Origin of the sequence: Ralstonia sp. TCR112, from assembly GCF_007997035.1 — a bacterium.
GTDB classification, from domain to species: Bacteria; Pseudomonadota; Gammaproteobacteria; order Burkholderiales; family Burkholderiaceae; genus Ralstonia; species Ralstonia edaphi.
In genome coordinates, this window is sequence record NZ_VOSS01000094.1 from 36029 (window position 1) to 56159 (window position 20131).

The window sequence follows — 20131 nt, forward strand, 5'->3', positions numbered from 1 at the left end:
GCAGCAATGCATCTGCTTCGGTAGACTAGCCGCTTCGTTCACCGTAACCGCCCGCGGGGCGCGAGGAGAGTGCGATGCAGCTTGATGCAGAAGTGGAGAGCCTGGTACCCGGCCGCAGCTTTGATCGTCGCGGCTTCATGAAGACGGCGCTGGGCTCGGCCTTTGCGGCGGCGGTGCTGCCGGTGTCGGCGCAGACCGTCCATACCGATTTCAATGGGCTGACGGCGGGCGAAGTGACCGTGCCCGTCGGTGATTTCAAGATGCCGGCCTACCGCGCCCAGCCCGAAGGCAAGACGCAGCTGCCGGTGGTCATCGTCGTCAGTGAGATCTTCGGCGTGCACGAATACATCGCCGATATCTGCCGGCGTTTTGCCAAGCTCGGTTATCTGGCGATCGCGCCTGAGCTGTTTGTGCGACAGGGCGATCCCCAGTCAATCGGCACCATCGCTGAGCTGCAGGAGAAGATCATTTCCAAGGTCCCGGACGCGCAGGTCATGGGCGATCTGGACGCAACGGTGGCGTGGGCCAAGCAGAACGGCGGCGATGCGGCGCGCATCGGTATTACCGGGTTTTGTTGGGGTGGTCGCCAGACGTGGTTGTTTGCCGAGCACAGCCCGGATATCAAAGCCGCAGTGGTGTGGTATGGCCATGTAAAAGGCAATCCGACCGCGCTGCAGCCTGCTTTCCCGATCGATAAAGTGGACGATCTCAAGGCGCCGGTGCTGGGCATGTACGGTGCAAAGGACACTGGCATTACGCAGGATGCCGTCAATGCAATGAAGCAAACCTTGGAAAAATCCAGGAACCCCAAGGCGCACGCATCGCGCATCATCGTGTACCCGAATTCCGGTCACGCATTTCATGCCGATTACCGCCCCAGCTATGTGAAGGCCGACGCGGAAGATGGCTGGAAGAAATGCCTGGCCTGGTTCAAGGACCACGGCGTGGCGTAGCACCTCAACGCGCCGAAACGAAAGGCTCTGGGGAAAACGCCCCGGGGCCTTTTTCTTTTGCCTGCACTGGCAAAGGTTGATAAAGCGGCATACAATTCGCCCTTCTTGCAACTCTGTTGCGTTTATTGGCTCCGGCTGCGTTACCTCCGCATGACCTTCGATACCACCCTGTTAGGCATTCTTCTGGCCACCGCGCTGTCGGGCATCGGCAGCATGGCGGGCGCTGCCGTGCTGTCACTGACGGTGCTGTCGCGCATGGTCGAGCGGATGGTCAGCTTCTCGGTGGGCGTGCTGCTGGCCACGTCATTGCTGCATTCCCTGCCGGAGGCATTCGAAGCGCATCGCGGTATTGAGCCCAATACGCATGCGCTGTTTGCCACGCTGCTGGCCGGGCTGCTGGGATTTTTCCTGCTGGAAAAAATTTCTCTGATCCGCCACTCACATCACCACGAGGGCGACGGGCACGGCCATCACCACGGCCACGACCGGCAGGAAGCCGGGCGCAGCGGCCTGATGATCCTGGTGGGCGACGGACTGCATAACTTTTCGGACGGCATCGTGATTGCCGCGGCGTTCCTGGCCGACACCAAGGTCGGCATCGTCACCGCGCTGGCGATTGCTGCGCACGAGATTCCACAGGAGATCGGCGATTTCATGGTCCTGCTCAATGCCGGATTCTCCAAGACGCGCGCCTTCGTCTACAACCTGATCTGCAGCGTCTGCGCGCTGGTGGGTGCGGTGCTGGGTTACTACCTGCTGGACCGCTTGACGTCGTGGATTCCGTACGTGCTGGTGGTGGCGTCGAGCAGCTTCATCTACATCGCGGTGTGCGATCTGATGCCGCAAATGAAACGCCGGCCGCGCTGGCAGGAATCGGCGGTGCAGGTGGCATTGATTGCGGCGGGCATCGCGATGATCTTTCTGCTGACGGAAGGTCTGCACGGCCACGCGCACTGAGGCGCTGCATTCTGCTTAGAAAAAAGCCCGGTCGATGCCGGGCTTTTTGTTGCGCGCTGGTTTGGCAAATTACGGGTTCGGCCCCGTCGCCACCGGTCGCGACGGATCGCTGCACCATTCGCTCCATGAGCCGGCGTAGAGCGCGGCGCCCGTGAGGCCCGCGATCTCCATGGCCAATGCGTTGTGGCAGGCAGTCACGCCCGAGCCGCATTGCAGCGTCGCGTCTTGCGGCTTGGCGCCGGCCAGCACGGCCGTAAAGTCGGCGCGCAATTGTTCTGCCGGCTTGAACCTGCCGTCGGCCTGCAGGTTGTCGCGGAAGAAACGGTTGCGCGCGCCAGGAATGTGGCCGCCGACGGGATCGAGCGTTTCGTTTTCACCGCGGTAGCGGTCGGGGGCGCGGGCGTCGACGACGGGCTTGTCGGCGTGGCCGAGGTATTTCTGCACGATATCTGCCGTGACCATCTGCACGAGCGAGGGCTTGCGCGTGATGTTGCCGGGCGTGGCATTGAGCTGCGGTTCTTCGGGCACGATCTGGTCGACGGGAAAGTGCGCGGCTTCCCAGGCCTGCAGGCCGCCATCGAGCACGGCCACATCGGCATGGCCGACCCAGCGCAGCAGCCACCACAGGCGCGCCGCGTACATGCTGCCCTGGCGGTCATACGCGACGACTTGCGTGTCGTCGTTCACGCCGAGCGCCTGCAGGCGCGCGACGAGTGCCTCTGCGTCGGGCAGCGGGTGGCGGCCATTGGTACCGGTTTTGGGGCCCGACAGTTCGTTGTCGAGATGCATGTAGAACGCGCCGGGCACGTGGCTCGCGTGATACGCGTCCCGCCCCGCGGCGGGGTTGGCGAGGTCAAAGCTGCAATCGATAACGACCACCGCTTCGGGCGCGCTCTGCTGCAGTGCGGCCAGTTGCGGTGCGGTGATGAGGGTGGCGTAGTGAGCGCGTTCGCTCATGGCGGCAATCTCCTGGGTCGATCAAACTTCCGGGTGAATCTCGGCTTCCGGGCCGGACACGGCTGTCTGCGGCGTCGGATGTTCGCTGCCAGACTGACGGGCGCGCATGACGGTGGTGACGATGCCGCTCCCGATGATGAGCGCCATGCCCGCCCACGACAGCGCATTCAGGTGGTCATTCCACAGCAACATACCCCACCCGCTCGCAAAGACGATGCCGGTGTATTGCAGATTAGCCGTCAGCAGCGTGTTGCCGCGCTTGTAGGCACGCGTCATGGCGGTCTGGCCCAGCGTCGCAAGAAGCCCGACAGCCAGCAGCAGGCCGGCGCTGTGCCACGTGTGCGGCTGCGCCCCGCCAATCAGCATCCACACGCCGCCGGCGATTGCGCTCACCAGTGAAAAGTAGAACACGATGCGTGCTTCGTTCTCGCCCAGGTCGCCCAGTTGGCGGACCTCCACATAGGCGAGGGCGGTGAACACGCCGGAGACCAGCCCGACCATGCCGCCGGCCAGCTGAGATGGCCCGCTTCCCACGCTGGGCTGCAGCAGGCACAGCACGCCGACAAACGACATCAGGATCGCGGCCACCATCTTCTTGTCGCGCCCGCGGCCTTGCCGGCCATTGCAGCGCCTGCGCCGATGATCAACGCAATCCATACCGGCGACATGTAGTTCAGCGTCATGGCCGTCGCCAGCGGCAGCAGGCTGATCGACGTAAACCACAGCAGCAGCGATGTCACCCCGAATACGCTGCGTTTGATATGCGCCACGAGATAGGGCGTGCGGATGCCCGCGCCTGTCTTGGCGAGGACGGCGCCCATCAGCGTCATGCCGATCACGCTGCGGTAGAAGACGATCTCGCCGGTGCTGTAATGCGCCGAGGCCAGTTTCACGCACACGCCCATCGCCGAGAAGGCAAACGCGGCAAGGATCATCCACAGCGATTGGCGAGAGGAGCTTTCGGCCGTTTGGGTGGCAGTCTGGGCAGCGGTTGCAGTGTCGGCGGGCATGGCGAGGAGGGGGCGAAAAAAAACGGTGCGGCCTGTGAGGGCTGCACCGTTCCTATTGTGACGCGGAAGGGGGCGGATGCCTACCTTCAGTCGTCGCTCAGTAGTTCATCGTGCGTCGATACCATTCGTGGAAGTGCTGCATGCCGTCTTCCATGGGCGACTGGTACGGGCCGACTTCGCTCGTACCACGCTTGAGCAACGCCAAGCGCCCGGCGTCCATGCGTTCGGCGATCTCGTCGTCTTCGAGGCACGTTTCCATGTAGGCGGCGCGCTCGGCTTCGACGAACTCACGCTCGAACAGCACGATTTCTTCCGGATAGTAGAACTCGACCACGTTACGCGTCTTGGTCGGGCTGAGCGGGTGCAGCGTCGACACCACCAGCACGTTCGGATACCACTCGACCATCACGTTCGGGTAATACGTCAGCCACACTGCGCCGTACTTCGGCATCTCGCCGTTGTTGAAGCGAAGCACAGCGTCGTGCCACTTCTGGTAAGCCGGCGTGCCGGGTTTGCGCAAATTGGCATGGATGCCGACGGTCTGCACGCTGTGCCACTCGCCAAACTCCCATTCCAGGTCGTCACACGAGACGAACTGGCCGAGGCCGGGGTGGAAGGGCACCACGTGGTAGTCCTCGAGGTACACCTCGATGAAGGTCTTCCAGTTGTAGTTGCAGTCGTGCACCTCGACGTGGTCCAGCATGTAGCCGGAAAAATCGAGATCGCGCGCCACGCCCAAGCGGGCGAGGTCTTCGCGCACATCGCGCTTGCCTTCGAACAGCAGGCCGTTCCAGTTCTGCAGCGGCGAGCGCGACAGATGCACGCACGGTTGCTTCTCGAAATGCGGCGCGCCCAGCAGGTCGCCCTGCAGGTCGTACGTCCAGCGATGCAGCGGGCAGACGATGTTCTGGGCATTGCCGCGCCCATTGAGCATGATGGCCTGCCGATGCCGGCACACATTGGAAAGCAGTTCGACGCCGTTCGGATTGCGCACCAGCACGCGGCCCTCGGCCTCGGCGGCAAGCGTGTGATAGTCGCCGACTTCCGGAACCATCAGCTCATGGCCGACGTAACCGGGGCCATGTTTGAACAGACGTTCGATTTCAGTTTGATACAGCGCCTCGTCGAAGTAAGCAGAGACGGGCAACTGGGTTTCAGACGGCACCAGATTCAGTGCGGCGCTGAGATTGGACATTATCCCCACTCCCAATAACGGTGAAAGCAGTGAACAACCCAACCATCGAAAAATTCGATGAAAAATTCGATTTGGGAAAGGACGCCATCGGCAGGTGGCGTAGGGTCTGTTGAGGTAGGAAACGAGCGCTGCCGGCCCCCGCTTGGGCCAACGACCATACGTTCAATGGGCCAACAGACCCAGACCATCGTGCGGAGCGGCGTACGCCGGCCCGGCCTTTGGAGGAAAGGGGGGGATTGTACCCCAGGGAAATTGATAAGTCCCTGATTTTCGAACCCTTTCCGCCGCCGGCTATTCGACCGTCAGATGGGTGATGCCTCGCGTCGCAGCCACGAATCGTCATCTCGCACCCTGTGGGATGTGCGCAGAACGCACGCGGAATTGCCGTAAAATGCCGGATTGTCCTTTTCTGATTCGCAACCGGCATGCCCCGTGCCTCAAACGACGCCTCCAGCAGCGCGTCCGCCACGCCCTCCGCTACGCCGGCTTCCTATGAAGCGGCGATGGCCGAACTCGAAACCCTCGTCGCGAGCATGGAATCCGGTGAATTGCCGCTGGAGGCCTCGCTTGCGGCGTATCGACGCGGGGCTGAGCTGGTCAAGTACTGCCAGCAGGTGCTGGAACGTGTCGAGCAGCAAGTGCGCGTGCTGGACGGCGATGCGCTGAAGCCGTTGGGAGACGACTCCAACGCGAACGAGCAGGGCGACGCATGAGCGATTTCGCCCAATGGATGGCGTCCGTGGTCGCGCGGACGGAAAGCGCGCTCGAGCACACCTTGCCCGCCGAAACCGTCGCGCCGCAACGTCTGCATGCCGCCATGCGCTATGCCACGCTGGGTGCGGGAAAGCGCGTGCGTCCGCTGCTGGCACATGCTGCGGGTGCGCTGGGCGACGCATCGTCGGAGGCGCTTGACGGCGTGAGCTGTGCCGTGGAGATGATCCACGCCTATTCGCTCGTCCACGACGACATGCCCTGCATGGACGACGACGACCTGCGCCGCGGCCGCCCCACCGTGCATCGCGCCTATGATGAAGCGACGGCCCTGCTGGTCGGCGACGCCTTGCAGACGCAGGCGTTCATCGTGCTGGCCGAGCTGGGAGCGGTAAGCCCCGCAACGCGGGCGATGCTGGTCGGTGAATTGGCGCGTGCTTCCGGTTCGCTGGGGATGGCGGGTGGTCAGGCCATCGATCTGCAAAGCGTGGGTATCGCGCTGTCGCAAGACGAGCTGGAAGCGATGCACCGCATGAAGACCGGAGCGTTGCTGCGGGCGAGCCTGCGGATGGGCGCGCTGTGTGCTGGCGTGAATGCCGCTGCCTTGGAGCATGTCGATGCGTATGCGGGTGCTGTCGGCCTCGCGTTCCAGGTGGTCGACGACATCCTCGACGTGACGGCCGATACTGCAACGCTGGGCAAGACCGCCGGCAAGGACGAGGCCAACGACAAGCCGACTTACGTGTCCATCCTCGGGTTGGACAAGGCCCGGGCGCTGGCTGATGAGCTGCACGCCGCAGCGGGTGCGGCGGTCGCCCAACTGGCCCGCGAGATCGGCGGTGAAGCGAGCCAGGCCCGTACCCTCCGATTGGCCGAGATGGCCGACCTGATTGTGCGGCGTGGCCACTGAACAACATTGCATCGACGTTAGAAGTCTTTGCCAAAACGCCTGAGCGGCGGTCCCACATGACGTACGAACTTCTGAACACCATCGACGATCCGGCCGACCTGCGCCGACTGGACCGCCGCCAGCTCGGGCCGCTGGCCGACGAGTTGCGCGCCTTTGTGCTCGATTCCGTCTCGCAGACGGGCGGCCACCTGTCGTCGAACCTGGGCACGGTCGAACTGACCATCGCCCTGCATTACGTCTTCAACACGCCGGAAGACCGCATCGTGTGGGACGTCGGCCACCAGAGCTATCCGCACAAGATCCTGACTGGCCGCCGCGACCAGATGGGCTCGCTGCGCCAGCTGGACGGCATCTCCGGCTTCCCGCGCCGCAGCGAGAGCCCGTACGACACGTTCGGTACCGCGCACTCGTCCACGTCGATTTCCGCCGCGCTGGGCATGGCCCTGGGCGCCAAGACCAACGGTGAAGATCGCGTCGCCATTGCGGTGATCGGCGACGGTGCGATGAGCGCCGGCATGGCGTTCGAGGCGATGAACAACGCGGGCGTCTATAAAGACCTGCCGCTGGTGGTCGTGCTCAATGACAACGACATGTCGATTTCGCCGCCGGTGGGGGCGCTGAACCGCTATCTGGCGCGGCTGATGAGCGGCCAGTTCTACGCGGCCACCAAGAAGGGCGTGGAAAAGCTGCTGTCGGTGGCGCCGCCGGTGCTCGAGTTTGCCAAGCGCTTCGAGGAACACACCAAGGGCATGTTCGTGCCGGCCACGATGTTCGAGGAATTCGGCTTCAACTACATCGGCCCGATCGACGGGCACGATCTTGAATCGCTGGTGCCGACGCTGCAGAACATCCGCCAGCGCGCGCGCGAAGGCGGCGGCCCGCAGTTCCTCCACGTCGTCACCAAGAAGGGCCAGGGTTACAAGCTGGCCGAGGCTGATCCGATCCTCTATCACGGCCCGGGCAAGTTCAACCCGCAGGAGGGCATCAAGCCTTCGGGGCGCCGCCAAGGTGACGTACACGCAGGTGTTCGGCCAGTGGCTGTGCGATATGGCGGCGGCCGACAAGCGCCTAGTGGGTATCACGCCCGCCATGCGCGAAGGCTCGGGGATGGTGGAGTTCGAACAGCGCTTTCCCGACCGCTATTACGACGTCGGCATCGCCGAGCAGCACGCCGTCACCTTTGCCGGCGGCCTGGCATGCGAGGGGCTGAAGCCGGTCGTCGCCATCTATTCGACGTTCCTGCAGCGCGGCTATGACCAGCTGATTCATGACGTGGCGCTGCAGAATCTGCCGGTGGTGTTCGCGCTGGACCGCGCAGGCCTGGTCGGCGCGGACGGTGCCACGCACGCGGGTGCGTACGACATCGCCTACCTGCGCTGCATCCCCAACATGATGGTGATGACGCCTGCCGACGAGAACGAATGCCGCCAGCTGCTGAGCACCGCGTTCGCGCAGGATTGCCCGACAGCTGTGCGGTATCCGCGTGGTGCCGGCACGGGCGTGGCGGTGCAGCCGACCCTGGAGCCGCTGCCTGTAGGCAAGGCCGAAGTGCGCCGCACGTCCACCGCGCCCGCCGGCCAGCGCGTTGCGATTCTGGCGTTCGGTTCGATGGTTGCGCCGGCGTCGGCAGCGGCCGAGCGTTTGGACGCCACCGTCGTCAACATGCGCTTCGTCAAGCCGCTCGACGTGGCCTGCGTGCTGGAAATGGCGCGCACGCACGATTACGTGGTCACGGTAGAAGAAGGCTGCGTGATGGGCGGGGCAGGTAGCGCCTGCCTGGAAGCGCTGGCTGCCGCTGGCGTCTCGACGCCGGTGCTGCAACTGGGCCTGCCCGATCGCTTTGTCGATCACGGCGATCATGCTGCGCTGCTGGCGCAATGTGGGCTGGATGCCAACGGCATCCTCGCGTCCATCCGCGAGCGTTTTGCCGTACAGCCGCGCGCAGCGGCCCCGCGCGTCGCGTGATTCACCTTTGGCGCTGGCCTATAGGCAGAATCAATCACCCGTATTGCATCCACGGGTATGAGTAGTTGACTGCAGAGGTAGGAAATTTCTTTTACACTCCGCCAGTCTTATTTCTGAATTGTGTGCGCAGTCGCGGGATGGGCAGATTCGATCACTTGAGGGGTGGTCATCGTCAGCCAGGTTCCGCGGTTTCACACTCGTTGCGTACCGGCCGACTGCGATGGCCGGGCGACCGTAAAGGAAACCGATCATGAACGATATGAACCCGGCTTTCGCGATGCCGGACGTGCAGTCCAGCCACGATACTCGCCAGATCCCAATTCAGCGCGTTGGCGTGCGCGGCGTGCGTTACCCGATGTCGCTGCAGACCCCCTCGGGCGTGCAGAACACCGTCGGTACCTACAACCTGGACGTGCATCTGCCCGCTGACCAGAAGGGCACGCACATGTCGCGCTTCGTCGCGCTGCTTGAAGAAGAGCGCGAGCCGCTGAATCTGGCGCAGTTCCAGTTGCTGCTGGAAAAGATGCTGGAGAAGCTGGAAGCCGACGCCGGCCGTATTGAGGTCCATTTCCCGTATTTCGTCAGCAAGACGGCCCCGGTGTCGGGCGTGCAGTCGCTGATGGACTATGAAGTGACGATGATTGGCGAAGTGCGCGACGGCCACACCAAGGTCCGCGTCAAGGCGCTGGTGCCGGTGACGAGCCTCTGCCCCTGCTCGAAGAAGATTTCGCAGTACGGCGCGCACAACCAGCGCTCGCACATCACGATCGACGCCGAGCTGGCGGCCGATACGCCGGTCGAAGCGCTGATCCGCATGGCCGAAGAAGAGGCGTCTTGCGAACTGTGGGGCCTGCTCAAGCGTCCGGACGAAAAATTCGTGACGGAGCGTGCGTACGAAAACCCGAAGTTCGTGGAAGACCTGGTGCGCGATATCGCCATGCGCCTGAACCAGGACGACCGCATCGTCGCCTACACGCTGGAAGCGGAAAACTTCGAGTCGATTCACAACCACAGCGCCTATGCGCTGATCGAGCGCGACAAGCGCACCGACAAGTAATCGACGCGCCGCCCCAAGAAAAAGCCGCTCAACCGAGCGGCTTTTTTCATGCCTGGTGGATGCGGATGTCTTCGAGGTCCCAGCGGGGCGTGACGCCGTAGCCGTAGCCGTCCTGCACCTGGGCGGGATCAGCCTGCAGCCGCATCGCGCCGGCAAAGGCGATCATCGCGCCGTTGTCGGTGCAGAACTGCAGGTCGGGGTAGTAGACGCGAAGCCCGCGCTTTTTGCCCTCGGCGTTCAGCCCGTCGCGCAACTGGCGGTTCGCGCCCACACCGCCGGCCACGACGATGCGCTTGAGGCCATGCTCGCGTGCGGCGCGCAGCGTCTTCTTGACGAGCACTTCGACGATGGCGGCGACAAATGCACGGGCAAGATCCGCGCGTGGCTGGTAACAGGTTTCGCTGTCGGTCAGGTTGAGCTTGCGCACCTGCGTGAGCACCGCTGTCTTGAGGCCCGCGAACGAGAAATCGAAATTGCCCGAATGCAGCATTGGTCGGGGCAGGTCGAACACGCCCGGGTTGCCAAACTCGGCCAGCCGCGAAACGGCAGGGCCGCCCGGGTAGCCGAGGCCGAGCAGCTTGGCGGTCTTGTCGAAGGCTTCGCCCGCGGCATCGTCGAGCGTCTCGCCGAGCAGCGTGTACTGGCCGACGGCATCGACGCGCATCAACTGCGTATGCCCGCCCGAGACGAGCAGCGCCAGAAACGGAAACTCCGGCCGGTCCGCCTCCAGCAGCGGCGAGAGCAGGTGCCCCTCCAGGTGATGCACGCCCACCAGCGGTTTGCCGAGCGCAAACGCCAACGCATTGGCCACCGAAGCGCCGACGAGCAGCGCGCCGGCCAGCCCCGGGCCTTTCGTGTAAGCGATCGCGTCGATGTCCCCGCGCGTCGCCCCCGCTTTGACCAGCACCTCTTCCAGCAGCGGAATCACGCGCCGGATGTGATCGCGCGAGGCCAGCTCGGGCACCACACCGCCGTATTCGCGGTGCATGGCGATCTGCGAATACAGCGCATGCGCGCGCAGGCCGGCATGGGTGTCGTACAGGGCGACGCCGGTTTCGTCACAGGAGGATTCGATGCCGAGGACCAGCATGGCAAGCGGGGCGTGAGGAATTGCAATGGGAAGGCCGCCGAAGATAGCACAAGTTAAAATGCGCGGTTTCTTCAAGAATAGGGCGGCGCAGCGATCATGATGCGGTGCGATGTAGCGGTGATCGGCGCAGGCGCGGCCGGGATGATGTGCGCGGCCGTGGCCGGGCAGCGCGGCGCGCGCGTGGTGCTGATCGACCACGCGACGAAGCTGGCCGAGAAGATTCGCATCTCCGGCGGCGGGCGCTGCAACTTCACCAACGTCAACGCGGGCCCCGCCAATTACCTGTCGAACAACCCGCACTTCAGCCGTTCGGCGCTGGCGCGATACACGGCTCAGGACTTCATCAGCCTCGTCTCCAGCTACCGCATTCCGTATCACGAGAAACACAAGGGCCAGCTTTTCTGCGACGACAGCGCGGAAGACATCATCCGCATGCTCGAAACGGAATGCGGGCGCGGCAATGTGATCTGGCGCACCGGCTGCTCGATCGCTGAAGTCGGCAAGGACGGCGAGGCTTACCGCCTATCGACCAGCGCGGGCGCGATCGTCGCCAACAAGGTGGTGATCGCCACGGGCGGCCTGTCCATCCCCAAGATCGGCGCGACGGATTTCGGGTATCGCATTGCGCGGCAGTTCGGATTGAAGATCGTTGAGACGCACCCAGCACTGGTGCCGCTCACCTTCAACGCCGACCATTGGGCGCCGTTTTCGGCGTTGTCGGGCGTGTCGATGGAAGTGGACGTGACCGTTGCGCAGCGGCCGGGCAAGGGCGGCCGTAAGGGAAGCGCGACGACGTTCCGCGAAGACTTGCTGCTTACCCATCGCGGGCTGTCGGGTCCGGCCGTGCTGCAGATCTCCAGCTTCTGGAATGCCGGTCAGCCGCTGCTTATTGATCTGCTGCCGGACACCGACGCCGGGCAATGGCTCTGCGATGAGAAATCCGGCTCGCGCAAGCAACTCGGTACGGTGCTGGCGCAGCGGCTGCCCGAACGCGTCGCGCAGGCGTGGTGCGCCACGCACGGTGCCAACCCGCAGGCCCCGATTGCCGAGTTGCCCGACAAGGTGCTTCGCACCCTTGGCGCGGCGCTGAACCGCTGGGAACTGACTCCGTCGGGCAGCGAAGGGTATCGGAAGGCCGAAGTGACGCGCGGCGGGGTCGATACGCGCGCGCTGTCCTCCGCCACGATGGAGGCCCAATCGGCGCCCGGCCTGTACTTCATCGGCGAGGTAGTCGACGTGACGGGCTGGCTTGGCGGCTACAACTTCCAATGGGCGTGGGCTTCGGCCGTCGCGGCGGGAGAGGCTGCCTCCGCTCGCTGATCCCCCACGGATCGGTCCTGGAACTGTTCGGGTTCTGTGCTACGATCAGTGATCCATTTTTCCAAGTTTGCAACCCGCTGGACCACCGTCCAAGCGGGTTTTGCCGTTTATCGGAGTTCGGAATGTCGCAGTTGTCCCTCAAGGCCCAGATCACGGAAGACATGAAGGCGGCCATGCGCGCCAAGGAAATGGATCGTCTCGGCACGATCCGCCTGTTGCAGGCCGCCATCAAGCAGCGTGAGGTGGATGAGCGCATCGAGTTGGATGACGCTGCCGTGCTGGCCGTGATCGACAAGATGCTCAAGCAGCGCAAGGATTCGATCACCGCGTTCGAGCAAGCCGGCCGTGACGACCTCGTTGCCAAGGAAGCGGCAGAAGTGGCTGTGCTGCAGGTCTATATGCCCGCGCAGCTGTCGGAAGCCGAAGTCGACGCTGCGGTGCGCGACGCCGTGGCCAAGGTCGGTGCCTCGGGCCCGCAGGACATGGGCAAGGTGATGGGCGTCCTCAAGCCGGCGCTGGCCGGCCGTGCCGACATGACGCAAGTCTCGGCACGCGTGAAGGCCGCCCTGACCGGCGCCTGAATCCGCTCCACGCTCGCCGCATCCACATCCAAGGGGCGCACCCCGCGTGATCCCGCAGCCGTTCATTGACGACCTGCTCAACCGCGTCGATATCGTCGACGTGGTGGGCCGTTACGTGCAGTTGAAGAAGGGCGGCGCCAACTTCATGGGGCTGTGTCCGTTCCATAACGAGAAGTCGCCGTCGTTCTCGGTGTCGCCCACGAAGCAGTTCTATCACTGCTTCGGATGCGGCGCGCATGGCTCGGCAATCGGCTTCCTGATGGAGTTTTCCGGGCAGTCGTACGTCGAGGCCATCAAGGACCTCGCGCAGTCCGTCGGCATGGTGGTGCCCGAAGAGCGCGGTGGCTTGCCGCCCGCCGCGCGGGCTGAGCAGCAAGCCAAGACCGTCGCGCTCGGCGACGTCATGGCCCGCGCCTGCGATCACTACCGCAAGCAGCTGCGCAGCGCCCCCAACGCGATCCAGTACCTCAAAGGCCGCGGGCTGACCGGCGAGATCGCCGCGCACTTCGGTCTCGGCTATGCGCCGGACGACTGGCAATCGCTCGAAGCCGTGTTCGGTCCGTATCGCGAAGACGCCACTGCGGCACCGCTCATCGAGGCGGGCCTCGTCATCGAAAGCGAGAAGACGGGCGCCGATGGATCGCACCGCCGCTACGACCGCTTTCGCGATCGCATCATGTTCCCGATCCGCAATACCAAGGGCGTGGTGATCGGTTTCGGCGGCCGGGTGTTGGGGCAGGGCGAACCGAAATATCTCAACTCCCCCGAAACGCCGCTGTTCAGCAAGGGCACCGAGCTGTACGGCCTGTTCGAGGCGCGCAACGCCATCCGCGAGTTCGACTACGTGCTCGTCGTCGAAGGTTATATGGATGTTGTCGCGCTGGCGCAGCTGGGGTTTGCCAATGCGGTGGCCACGCTGGGCACGGCCTGTACGCCCGTCCACGTGCAGAAGCTGCTGCGGCAGGTCGACACCGTCATCTTTTCGTTTGACGGCGACAGCGCGGGGCGCCGGGCCGCGCGCCGCGCCCTTGAAGCCTGCCTGCCGCACGCCACCGACAACAAGACAATCAAGTTCCTCTTCTTGCCCTCGGAGCACGATCCAGACAGCTTCGTGCGTGAAGAGGGCACCGAGGCGTTCGCCCGCGAAGTGCACAACGCGATGCCGTTGTCGCGCTTCCTGCTTCAAGCGGTGACCGAAGACCTGGACCTGCGCCAGCCCGAGGGCCGCGCCCGCGCCCAATATGAGGCCAAGCCGCTGCTGAATGCCATGCCGGCCGGTGGGCTGCGCCTGCAGATCGTGCGCGGTCTGGCCGAGATGACCGGCACCACACCCGCCGATATCGAAGCGCTGTGCGGTTTGCGCAGCGACCCAGCCCAAGCGGGCCGCATGACGCAAAAGCGGCCTCGCGTGGCGCGCACCGCACCTACGGCGCTTGAACAGAAGGTGCTGCGCCTCCTGATGCGTTATCCCGGGCTGGCCGCTCGGCTCGACGCCGATGCCCGGGCCCAGTTGACAGCGCCGCAATTGCCCCAAGGTGAGGTATTGGCGGCGCTGCTGGCTGAATGCGATGCTGCGGGGCCGGAAGTGCACTTCGGCGCCTTTGTTGAGCGCTTGGGCCAGACGCCCTACGCCGAAGCCTTCGCCGGGCTGCGTCCGGCCGTGCTCCAGGACGACATCGAACTGGAGCCGGCCATGTCCGAATTCGACACCGCCGTACAAAAGATGCTCGCCGAGCCGCTGAAGCGCGAGCTGGAGATGTTGCAGCGCAAGATGGAGGCCGGCCATGCCGGTGACGACGACAAGGAGCGCATGCGCTGGCTGGTGGGCGAAATTAGCCGCCGTCGACAGCTCGTGTAGCGCACACGCCGCAGAGGCAAGCTCCAAGCGGGGCGGGCAATTGCGGGTAGCCCCTTGATTTTTCAGGCGAAAACCCGATTTTCGTTTAGACCGGCTGGGTCTGGCGTGCTAGAATAGCCGGTTTGGATTGCAAGTCCTTTTTCCCATTTTTGGGGGAGTGAGCGTGCCCATGGTGAAGGTGAAGACCTCCGCGAAGGCCGGTTCCAAGGCCAGTCCTGCTTCTGATTCTGCCAAGCGATCCTCATCGGCGCGCGGCTCGGGGGGAGGAAAGACTTCAGCGGGAACGGCGAAAGTCGCGAATGGTCGGACTCATGTGGGGCAGGCGGGATCGACAGGAGTGAAGGCCACTGCGCCGGCAAAGACGGGGAAAACCCAGCCGCGCCAGACCGCCGATATCGCCGTCGCCGCCAAGACTGTCAAACCGACAGCGCGCACAAAGGGCGCGATCCAATCTTCAACCTCAGGCAAGGTCTCGACGTCGATGAGCACGAGCGCCAGACCTGGCGGCACAGCCGCTTCCGTCGCACTCAAGGGCAAGACAACCACCGTGGCGAAATCGAAAGTTACCGAAGTCGAGAGCAAGCAGACCACTGCCAGCGCAAGCGCAACCAAGACGGGTACCGCTCGTACCAGCACCGCAGCCAAGCCAGCCAAGGCAACCGCGGAAGACACCAAGCGCACCGCCCAGGCAGGGGCCACCCCCACAACTCCTCCCGCGCCCCGCGCCGAGGCCGCAGCCGAGCCCAAGAAGCGCGGCCGCAAGCCCAAGGCAGAGACGCAGGCAGACGATGACAGCAGCACGGACGTGACTGAAGAATTTGACACCCCCGCCGCTCCGGCACCGAAAACCGAAAAGCTGAAGGCCCGTGACCGCAAGGCCAAGGAAAAAGCCCTGCTCAAGGAATTCGCTGCTTCGCAGCAAGGCGGTTCGGAAGAAGAGCTCGAGGCCCGCCGCCAGAAGCTCAAGGCGCTGATCAAGCTGGGCAAATCGCGCGGCTACCTGACCTACGCTGAAATCAACGACCACCTCCCCGACGACATGGTCGACGTGGAGTCGATGGAAACGTTGGTTGCCACGCTCAACGACATCGGCGTTGCCGTGTACGAGCAGGCTCCGGACGCCGAAACGCTGCTCCTGAACGACAACGCGCCTTCCGTGACCACGGAAGAAGAGGCTGAAGAAGAAGCCGAAGCTGCGCTGTCGACGGTTGACTCCGAATTCGGCCGCACGACCGACCCGGTGCGCATGTACATGCGCGAAATGGGCACGGTCGAGCTGCTCACGCGCGAAGGCGAAATCGAAATCGCCAAGCGCATCGAGGCCGGCCTGAAAGACATGGTCATGGCCATCTCGGCCTGCCCGGTCACCATTTCGGAAATCCTCGCCATGGGCGAGCGCGTGGCCAACGATGAATCCAAGATCGACGAATTCATCGACGGCCTGATCGACCCGAACGCTGAAGCCGAGGCCGCTGCTGCCGCCGAGGAAGAAGAGGAGTTCGAGGAAGAAGAAGCCGAAGAAGAAGGCGACGAAGAGGAAGACGAGGACGATGAAGGTGCCGGTGCTGCCGCAGCCTCGGCCCGTCAACTCGAAGAGCTCAAGCAGGCTGCGCTGGTCAAGTTTGGTGTGATCGGCGAGCAGTTCGACAAGATGCGCCGTGCCTTCGAGAAGGAAGGCTACAAGTCCAAGCCTTACGTGAAGGCGCAGGAAGCCATCCAGGCCGAGCTGATGACGATCCGCTTTACGGCACGCAACGTCGAGCGGCTGTGCGACACGCTGCGCGGCCAGGTGGACGAAGTGCGCAAGCTTGAGCGTGCCATCCTGAACATCGTGGTCGACAAGTGCGGCATGCCGCGCGGCGATTTCGTTGCGCGCTTCCCGGGCAACGAGACGAACCTGAAGTGGATTGAAACCGTGGTGGCTGACGGCAAGCCGTACAGCACCATCGTCGAGCGTAACGTGCCGGCCGTGCACGAACTGCAGCAAAAGCTGATCGACCTGCAAGCGCGCGTGGTGCTGCCGCTGACCGAGCTGAAGGACGTCAACCGCAAGATGTCGGAAGGCGAGCGCCGCGCCCGTGAGGCCAAGCGCGAGATGACCGAGGCCAACCTGCGTCTGGTGATCTCGATCGCCAAGAAGTACACGAACCGCGGTCTGCAGTTCCTCGACCTGATCCAGGAAGGCAACATCGGCCTGATGAAGGCGGTGGACAAGTTCGAATACCGTCGCGGCTACAAGTTCTCGACGTACGCCACGTGGTGGATCCGTCAGGCCATTACGCGTTCGATCGCCGACCAGGCGCGCACCATCCGTATTCCGGTGCACATGATCGAGACGATCAACAAGATGAACCGCATCTCGCGTCAGATCCTGCAGGAAACCGGTAACGAACCGGATCCGGCAACGCTGGCCGAGAAGATGGAGATGCCGGAAGACAAGATCCGCAAGATCATGAAGATCGCGAAGGAGCCGATCTCCATGGAAACGCCGATCGGTGACGACGACGATTCCCATCTGGGCGACTTCATCGAGGATACGAACACGCTGGCCCCGGCCGAAGCAGCGCTGCATGGCTCCATGCGCGGTGTGGTGAAGGACGTGCTCGATTCGCTGACGCCGCGCGAAGCCAAGGTGCTGCGCATGCGCTTCGGTATCGAAATGAGCACTGACCACACGCTGGAAGAAGTCGGCAAGCAGTTCGACGTGACCCGCGAGCGTATCCGTCAGATCGAGGCGAAGGCACTGCGCAAGCTGCGCCATCCGAGCCGCTCCGACAAGCTGAAGAGCTTCCTCGAGGGAAGCTGATTCTAGCGAGGCAGGCGATTTTCCGAGTGGGCTTGCGCCCACTTTCGGGTAAAATCCCGCACCAGGCCCGGCCTAAGCGCCGGGTCTCTTTTTTTCCTGTTTGACAGGGCCGGACGCCGTGCTGGTTGCAGGCAGCGGACTCATAATCCGCCTCCGAAAGGACACCGTGGGTTCGAATCCCACCCGGCCCACCATCTTTTGCTCCCCCGCCTTTTCCCTCGGTTCATCCGCGTTTGCGTGCCCATGGCACATGGCCGTCTTCTGTTCGTTAGCGCGCGTTATTGTTCGGGATCGTATTTTGCTACGCCTGCGGTTTTCGGCGAAATATATTCATTTCGACATATTTGAATAACGTCTCAGTGCGTAAGCTTTCCCCCAATTGGAGGGGGGAGTTTAAAACGCTTCAAACGAATCGGTTTCATTCTCTCGTTTGAAAAGTCGCCGAACCGCGCCGTGCCTGCTTGTACGGGAGATTGCGGGAGTTGTTTTGAATGAAATCTCTATTTACTTCATACTCTGAGCGGACCATAGTTTCGGCCATAACGATAAGTAAATAGCCAGTAGCGTACCCTTCGGAGACACAGGATGTTACGCATTCAAAACGGGCCCTTCCAGCATTCCGCTTCTGCGCGTGCCCACGCGCGTCATCGCCATCGTCGTCGCTGCAGCTGCGGTGGCGGGGCGGGTCCACGCTAGTAACGTTACCTCGATTGTTCTTGGGATCGGCGCCCGGCCGATCTGCGTGAGACCGGCTGGCCGTCGGTTAACGCGACCACAGCACGTCCGTCGTTTTTGTCGTTTGCAGGTCGATCTGCCGATGGGGCAGGTCGTGTGCTGTCGGCCGTCGTTTGCCGGCAGGCGGGGGTATTGACCGGCTGTTGCACACATTCGCCGGCCCAAAACACAACAAGTTTCAAAACGTGAGGAGACAACCATGGGTAGTCGACGTCATCTTTTTGTTGTCATGGCAACCAGTTGCATAGTGGCCATGCCGTTTATTGGCGGGTGCGGTGGGGCGGACGACCCCGGCTCGTCGGATGTTGCGCAGTGTTCGGGCAGCTCTTGCCCGCCCAGTGGAGCCGTCACCACGCCCAGCACGCCGACCAGTCTGTGCCCGGCGGCGTTGGACTACACGACCACGTACACCGGCGGCTCCGGCAGCGGCGAGTACATCAAGGTCAAATTCGACACCAGCAAGAACACGTACCAGATGCAGTTCCTCGAGTCGTCGGTGCCGACCTCGGCGGGGCAGGTCAATACGACGCGCAAGGGGTTGACCATTGATGGCACGTTCGTCCATCCGACCAACCTGCCGACGCCCGAGCAGAACCGCTGCGCTTTCGTGCTGCAGTCAGGCAAGACGGCGGACAACAGCTACGCGATCACGGTCAATCCGCAAGACCCGCCGATGCTGTTTGTCGGCCAGGGCATCGTGGGTGGCGGCATTCCGGGGGCGACTATCCAGTTTGACGGCATCCAGCCGATTCCGGGGGTCGTGATTGGCGCGGTGCCGTCGCGGACGTTTGATTTCTACCCGTTCCTGGGCTTCTCCGAGACCGTGACCGATTTCTCGCAGGTCGCGGGGCGCTACAACCAAGTTGGCGTGCATGTCACGCCCACGGGTTCCGGCAATCAGACCTCCACACCGCAAGGCTGGCAACCCGATGCTGTCAACTGGACGCAAACGCTGAATGCCGACGGCACCTGTACGGCGGAAGGGATCGATTATTCCTGCCACACGACCGGCACGCCGTGGACGCTGCGTCAGAACGCCGATGGCTCGCAGGATAACGTGTTCGTCAGCAACCCGACCAGCAGCAGCGTGCCGTATCCGTATGTAGGCCAGGTCTCGCCGCTGGTGCTGCTGGCGCCGAGCCAAGCCAAGGGCATTCTGATTGCCGGCAAGCTCAACGGGCAGGTGGTGCCGGTGGTGATCCGAGTGGGCTACTCGCATAGCGATGCCGCGAACTTGCTGGCTTCGGTGGCGGATGACCAGATCGGTATCTCGATCCTCTCTCCTGCAACGGCAATCCCGGCCAACGCGCTCAAGGGCGGCTATGTTGGTGCGACCAGCGGCTCGGCTTGCGGTGTGGTCACCAACAACGGGCCAAGTGGTGCGCCTGCCAGCGGCAACGGCTTGAACGCGACGGTCGATCACCCTGAACTGTCAGGCTCCTATAGCGGTGGCTTCTTCCACGCGAACGCCGGTAACTGCAGCGATGGCACGGCCGTGTCGACGTTGGCCGCCAACTACACCTCCACGCTGTTCCAGAACGGCACCGCCGCCTTCATCAACCCGCTTACGTCACGTGTGACGGCGCAGTTCGGGCTCGACTACACGCAAAGCTCGCCGGGCAAGTTGATCGTGACCGCGCAGAACGACTTCAACGCGCAGGGCGCCAGCGGCAACGTTGCGTTGTTCAAGGCCGGCGACACCGGCGTAGCGGTCAAGGTAGGCAACGTGTACGCAATGCTCATGAACAACAACAAGTACAACCCGTTCTTCACGGTCGGCGCATTCGTCCAGTGAGGCGCCGCAACAACGAAACCAACATGCGCGGCGGTGCGTGACCTGTGCACGCTGCGCCGCCGCGACGGAACAACAACACGGAGGAAACGCAAATGCAATGGCGTAAATGGTTGGTCGTGCTCGCTTGCGCACCGATGGTGACAGCGTGCGGAGGCGGCGGTGATGATTCGCCCGCTCCGGTGATCCAGCGCCTGTGTCCGCAGGCCATCGACTACAACACCGTCTTCACTG

General features: G+C 63.4%; 14 protein-coding genes, 1 tRNA gene and 2 pseudogenes. 12 read left to right on the forward strand and 5 right to left on the reverse strand.

Annotated elements, in window-relative coordinates; genetic code table 11:
• The first annotated feature begins 74 nt into the window (after positions 1 to 74).
• The gene (locus tag FUT88_RS21030) at positions 75 to 953 is read left to right on the forward strand and encodes a dienelactone hydrolase family protein (RefSeq protein WP_147218019.1); all 879 of its coding nucleotides are present in this window, start codon (positions 75 to 77) and stop codon (positions 951 to 953) included.
• 150 nt (positions 954 to 1103) lie between these two features.
• Positions 1104 to 1910, forward strand: a complete 807-nt coding sequence (locus FUT88_RS21035; RefSeq protein ID WP_147218021.1) for a ZIP family metal transporter — start codon at positions 1104 to 1106, stop codon at positions 1908 to 1910.
• Positions 1911 to 1979: 69 nt separating this feature from the next.
• Here FUT88_RS21035 and FUT88_RS21040 read toward each other — a convergent pair whose 3' ends face one another.
• The 3 genes and pseudogenes from FUT88_RS21040 to FUT88_RS21050 form a co-directional block, all read right to left on the reverse strand.
• Entirely contained in the window at positions 1980 to 2867 is an 888-nt protein-coding gene (locus tag FUT88_RS21040; RefSeq protein WP_147218023.1) for a sulfurtransferase, read from the reverse strand.
• A 21-nt stretch (positions 2868 to 2888) separates the two neighbouring features.
• Positions 2889 to 3877: pseudogene (locus tag FUT88_RS21045) on the reverse strand (DMT family transporter).
• Between the two features lie 97 nt (positions 3878 to 3974).
• Positions 3975 to 5072: an aromatic ring-hydroxylating oxygenase subunit alpha gene (locus FUT88_RS21050; protein ID WP_102066516.1), complete on the reverse strand. Its 1098-nt coding sequence runs from the start codon at positions 5070 to 5072 to the stop codon at positions 3975 to 3977.
• A gap of 425 nt (positions 5073 to 5497) precedes the next feature.
• On the opposite strand from FUT88_RS21050, the gene FUT88_RS21055 reads away from it, so the two are divergent.
• From FUT88_RS21055 to folE2, 4 genes and pseudogenes are all read left to right on the forward strand, one after another.
• The gene (locus FUT88_RS21055) at positions 5498 to 5785 is read left to right on the forward strand and encodes an exodeoxyribonuclease VII small subunit (protein ID WP_027680903.1); all 288 of its coding nucleotides are present in this window, start codon (positions 5498 to 5500) and stop codon (positions 5783 to 5785) included.
• Entirely contained in the window at positions 5782 to 6693 is a 912-nt protein-coding gene (locus FUT88_RS21060; protein ID WP_147218025.1) for a polyprenyl synthetase family protein, read from the forward strand. Before FUT88_RS21055 ends, FUT88_RS21060 begins: the two co-directional genes overlap by 4 nt.
• A 56-nt stretch (positions 6694 to 6749) precedes the next feature.
• Positions 6750 to 8658 (forward strand): annotated as a pseudogene (dxs, locus tag FUT88_RS21065) (1-deoxy-D-xylulose-5-phosphate synthase).
• Between the two features lie 250 nt (positions 8659 to 8908).
• Positions 8909 to 9715, forward strand: coding sequence for a GTP cyclohydrolase FolE2 (gene folE2 / locus FUT88_RS21070; protein ID WP_102066512.1), 807 nt, complete (start codon positions 8909 to 8911; stop codon positions 9713 to 9715).
• Positions 9716 to 9761: 46 nt separating this feature from the next.
• On the opposite strand, the gene tsaD is transcribed toward folE2, so the two are convergent.
• Positions 9762 to 10805, reverse strand: a complete 1044-nt coding sequence (tsaD, locus tag FUT88_RS21075) for a tRNA (adenosine(37)-N6)-threonylcarbamoyltransferase complex transferase subunit TsaD (RefSeq protein WP_147218027.1) — start codon at positions 10803 to 10805, stop codon at positions 9762 to 9764.
• A 96-nt stretch (positions 10806 to 10901) separates the two neighbouring features.
• Here tsaD and FUT88_RS21080 point away from each other — a divergent pair, with 96 nt between their 5' ends.
• From FUT88_RS21080 to dnaG, 3 genes are all read left to right on the forward strand, one after another.
• Positions 10902 to 12125, forward strand: a complete 1224-nt coding sequence (locus FUT88_RS21080) for an NAD(P)/FAD-dependent oxidoreductase (protein WP_147218029.1) — start codon at positions 10902 to 10904, stop codon at positions 12123 to 12125.
• A gap of 131 nt (positions 12126 to 12256) precedes the next feature.
• Entirely contained in the window at positions 12257 to 12706 is a 450-nt protein-coding gene (locus FUT88_RS21085; RefSeq protein WP_316890109.1) for a GatB/YqeY domain-containing protein, read from the forward strand.
• A 46-nt stretch (positions 12707 to 12752) separates the two neighbouring features.
• Complete coding sequence (gene dnaG / locus FUT88_RS21090) at positions 12753 to 14564, forward strand: DNA primase (protein WP_147218033.1); 1812 nt, start codon at positions 12753 to 12755, stop codon at positions 14562 to 14564.
• 309 nt (positions 14565 to 14873) lie between these two features.
• On the opposite strand, the gene FUT88_RS26890 is transcribed toward dnaG, so the two are convergent.
• Positions 14874 to 15053 carry a hypothetical protein gene (locus tag FUT88_RS26890; RefSeq protein WP_258035456.1) on the reverse strand — a complete coding sequence of 60 codons (180 nt, stop codon included), beginning with the start codon at positions 15051 to 15053 and terminating at the stop codon, positions 14874 to 14876.
• 58 nt (positions 15054 to 15111) lie between these two features.
• Between FUT88_RS26890 and rpoD the strand changes: the two genes are divergently transcribed.
• The 3 genes from rpoD to FUT88_RS21105 all read left to right on the forward strand — a co-directional run bounded on the left by rpoD (position 15112) and on the right by FUT88_RS21105 (position 19900).
• Positions 15112 to 17370 (forward strand): RNA polymerase sigma factor RpoD, encoded by a 2259-nt coding sequence (gene rpoD, locus FUT88_RS21095; protein WP_261797239.1) that lies wholly within the window; start codon positions 15112 to 15114, stop codon positions 17368 to 17370.
• A gap of 106 nt (positions 17371 to 17476) precedes the next feature.
• Positions 17477 to 17564: transfer RNA gene (locus FUT88_RS21100), tRNA-Ile, on the forward strand.
• A 740-nt stretch (positions 17565 to 18304) separates the two neighbouring features.
• Positions 18305 to 19900 carry a DUF2957 domain-containing protein gene (locus tag FUT88_RS21105; RefSeq protein WP_147218037.1) on the forward strand — a complete coding sequence of 532 codons (1596 nt, stop codon included), beginning with the start codon at positions 18305 to 18307 and terminating at the stop codon, positions 19898 to 19900.
• Positions 19901 to 20131 lie beyond the last annotated feature (231 nt).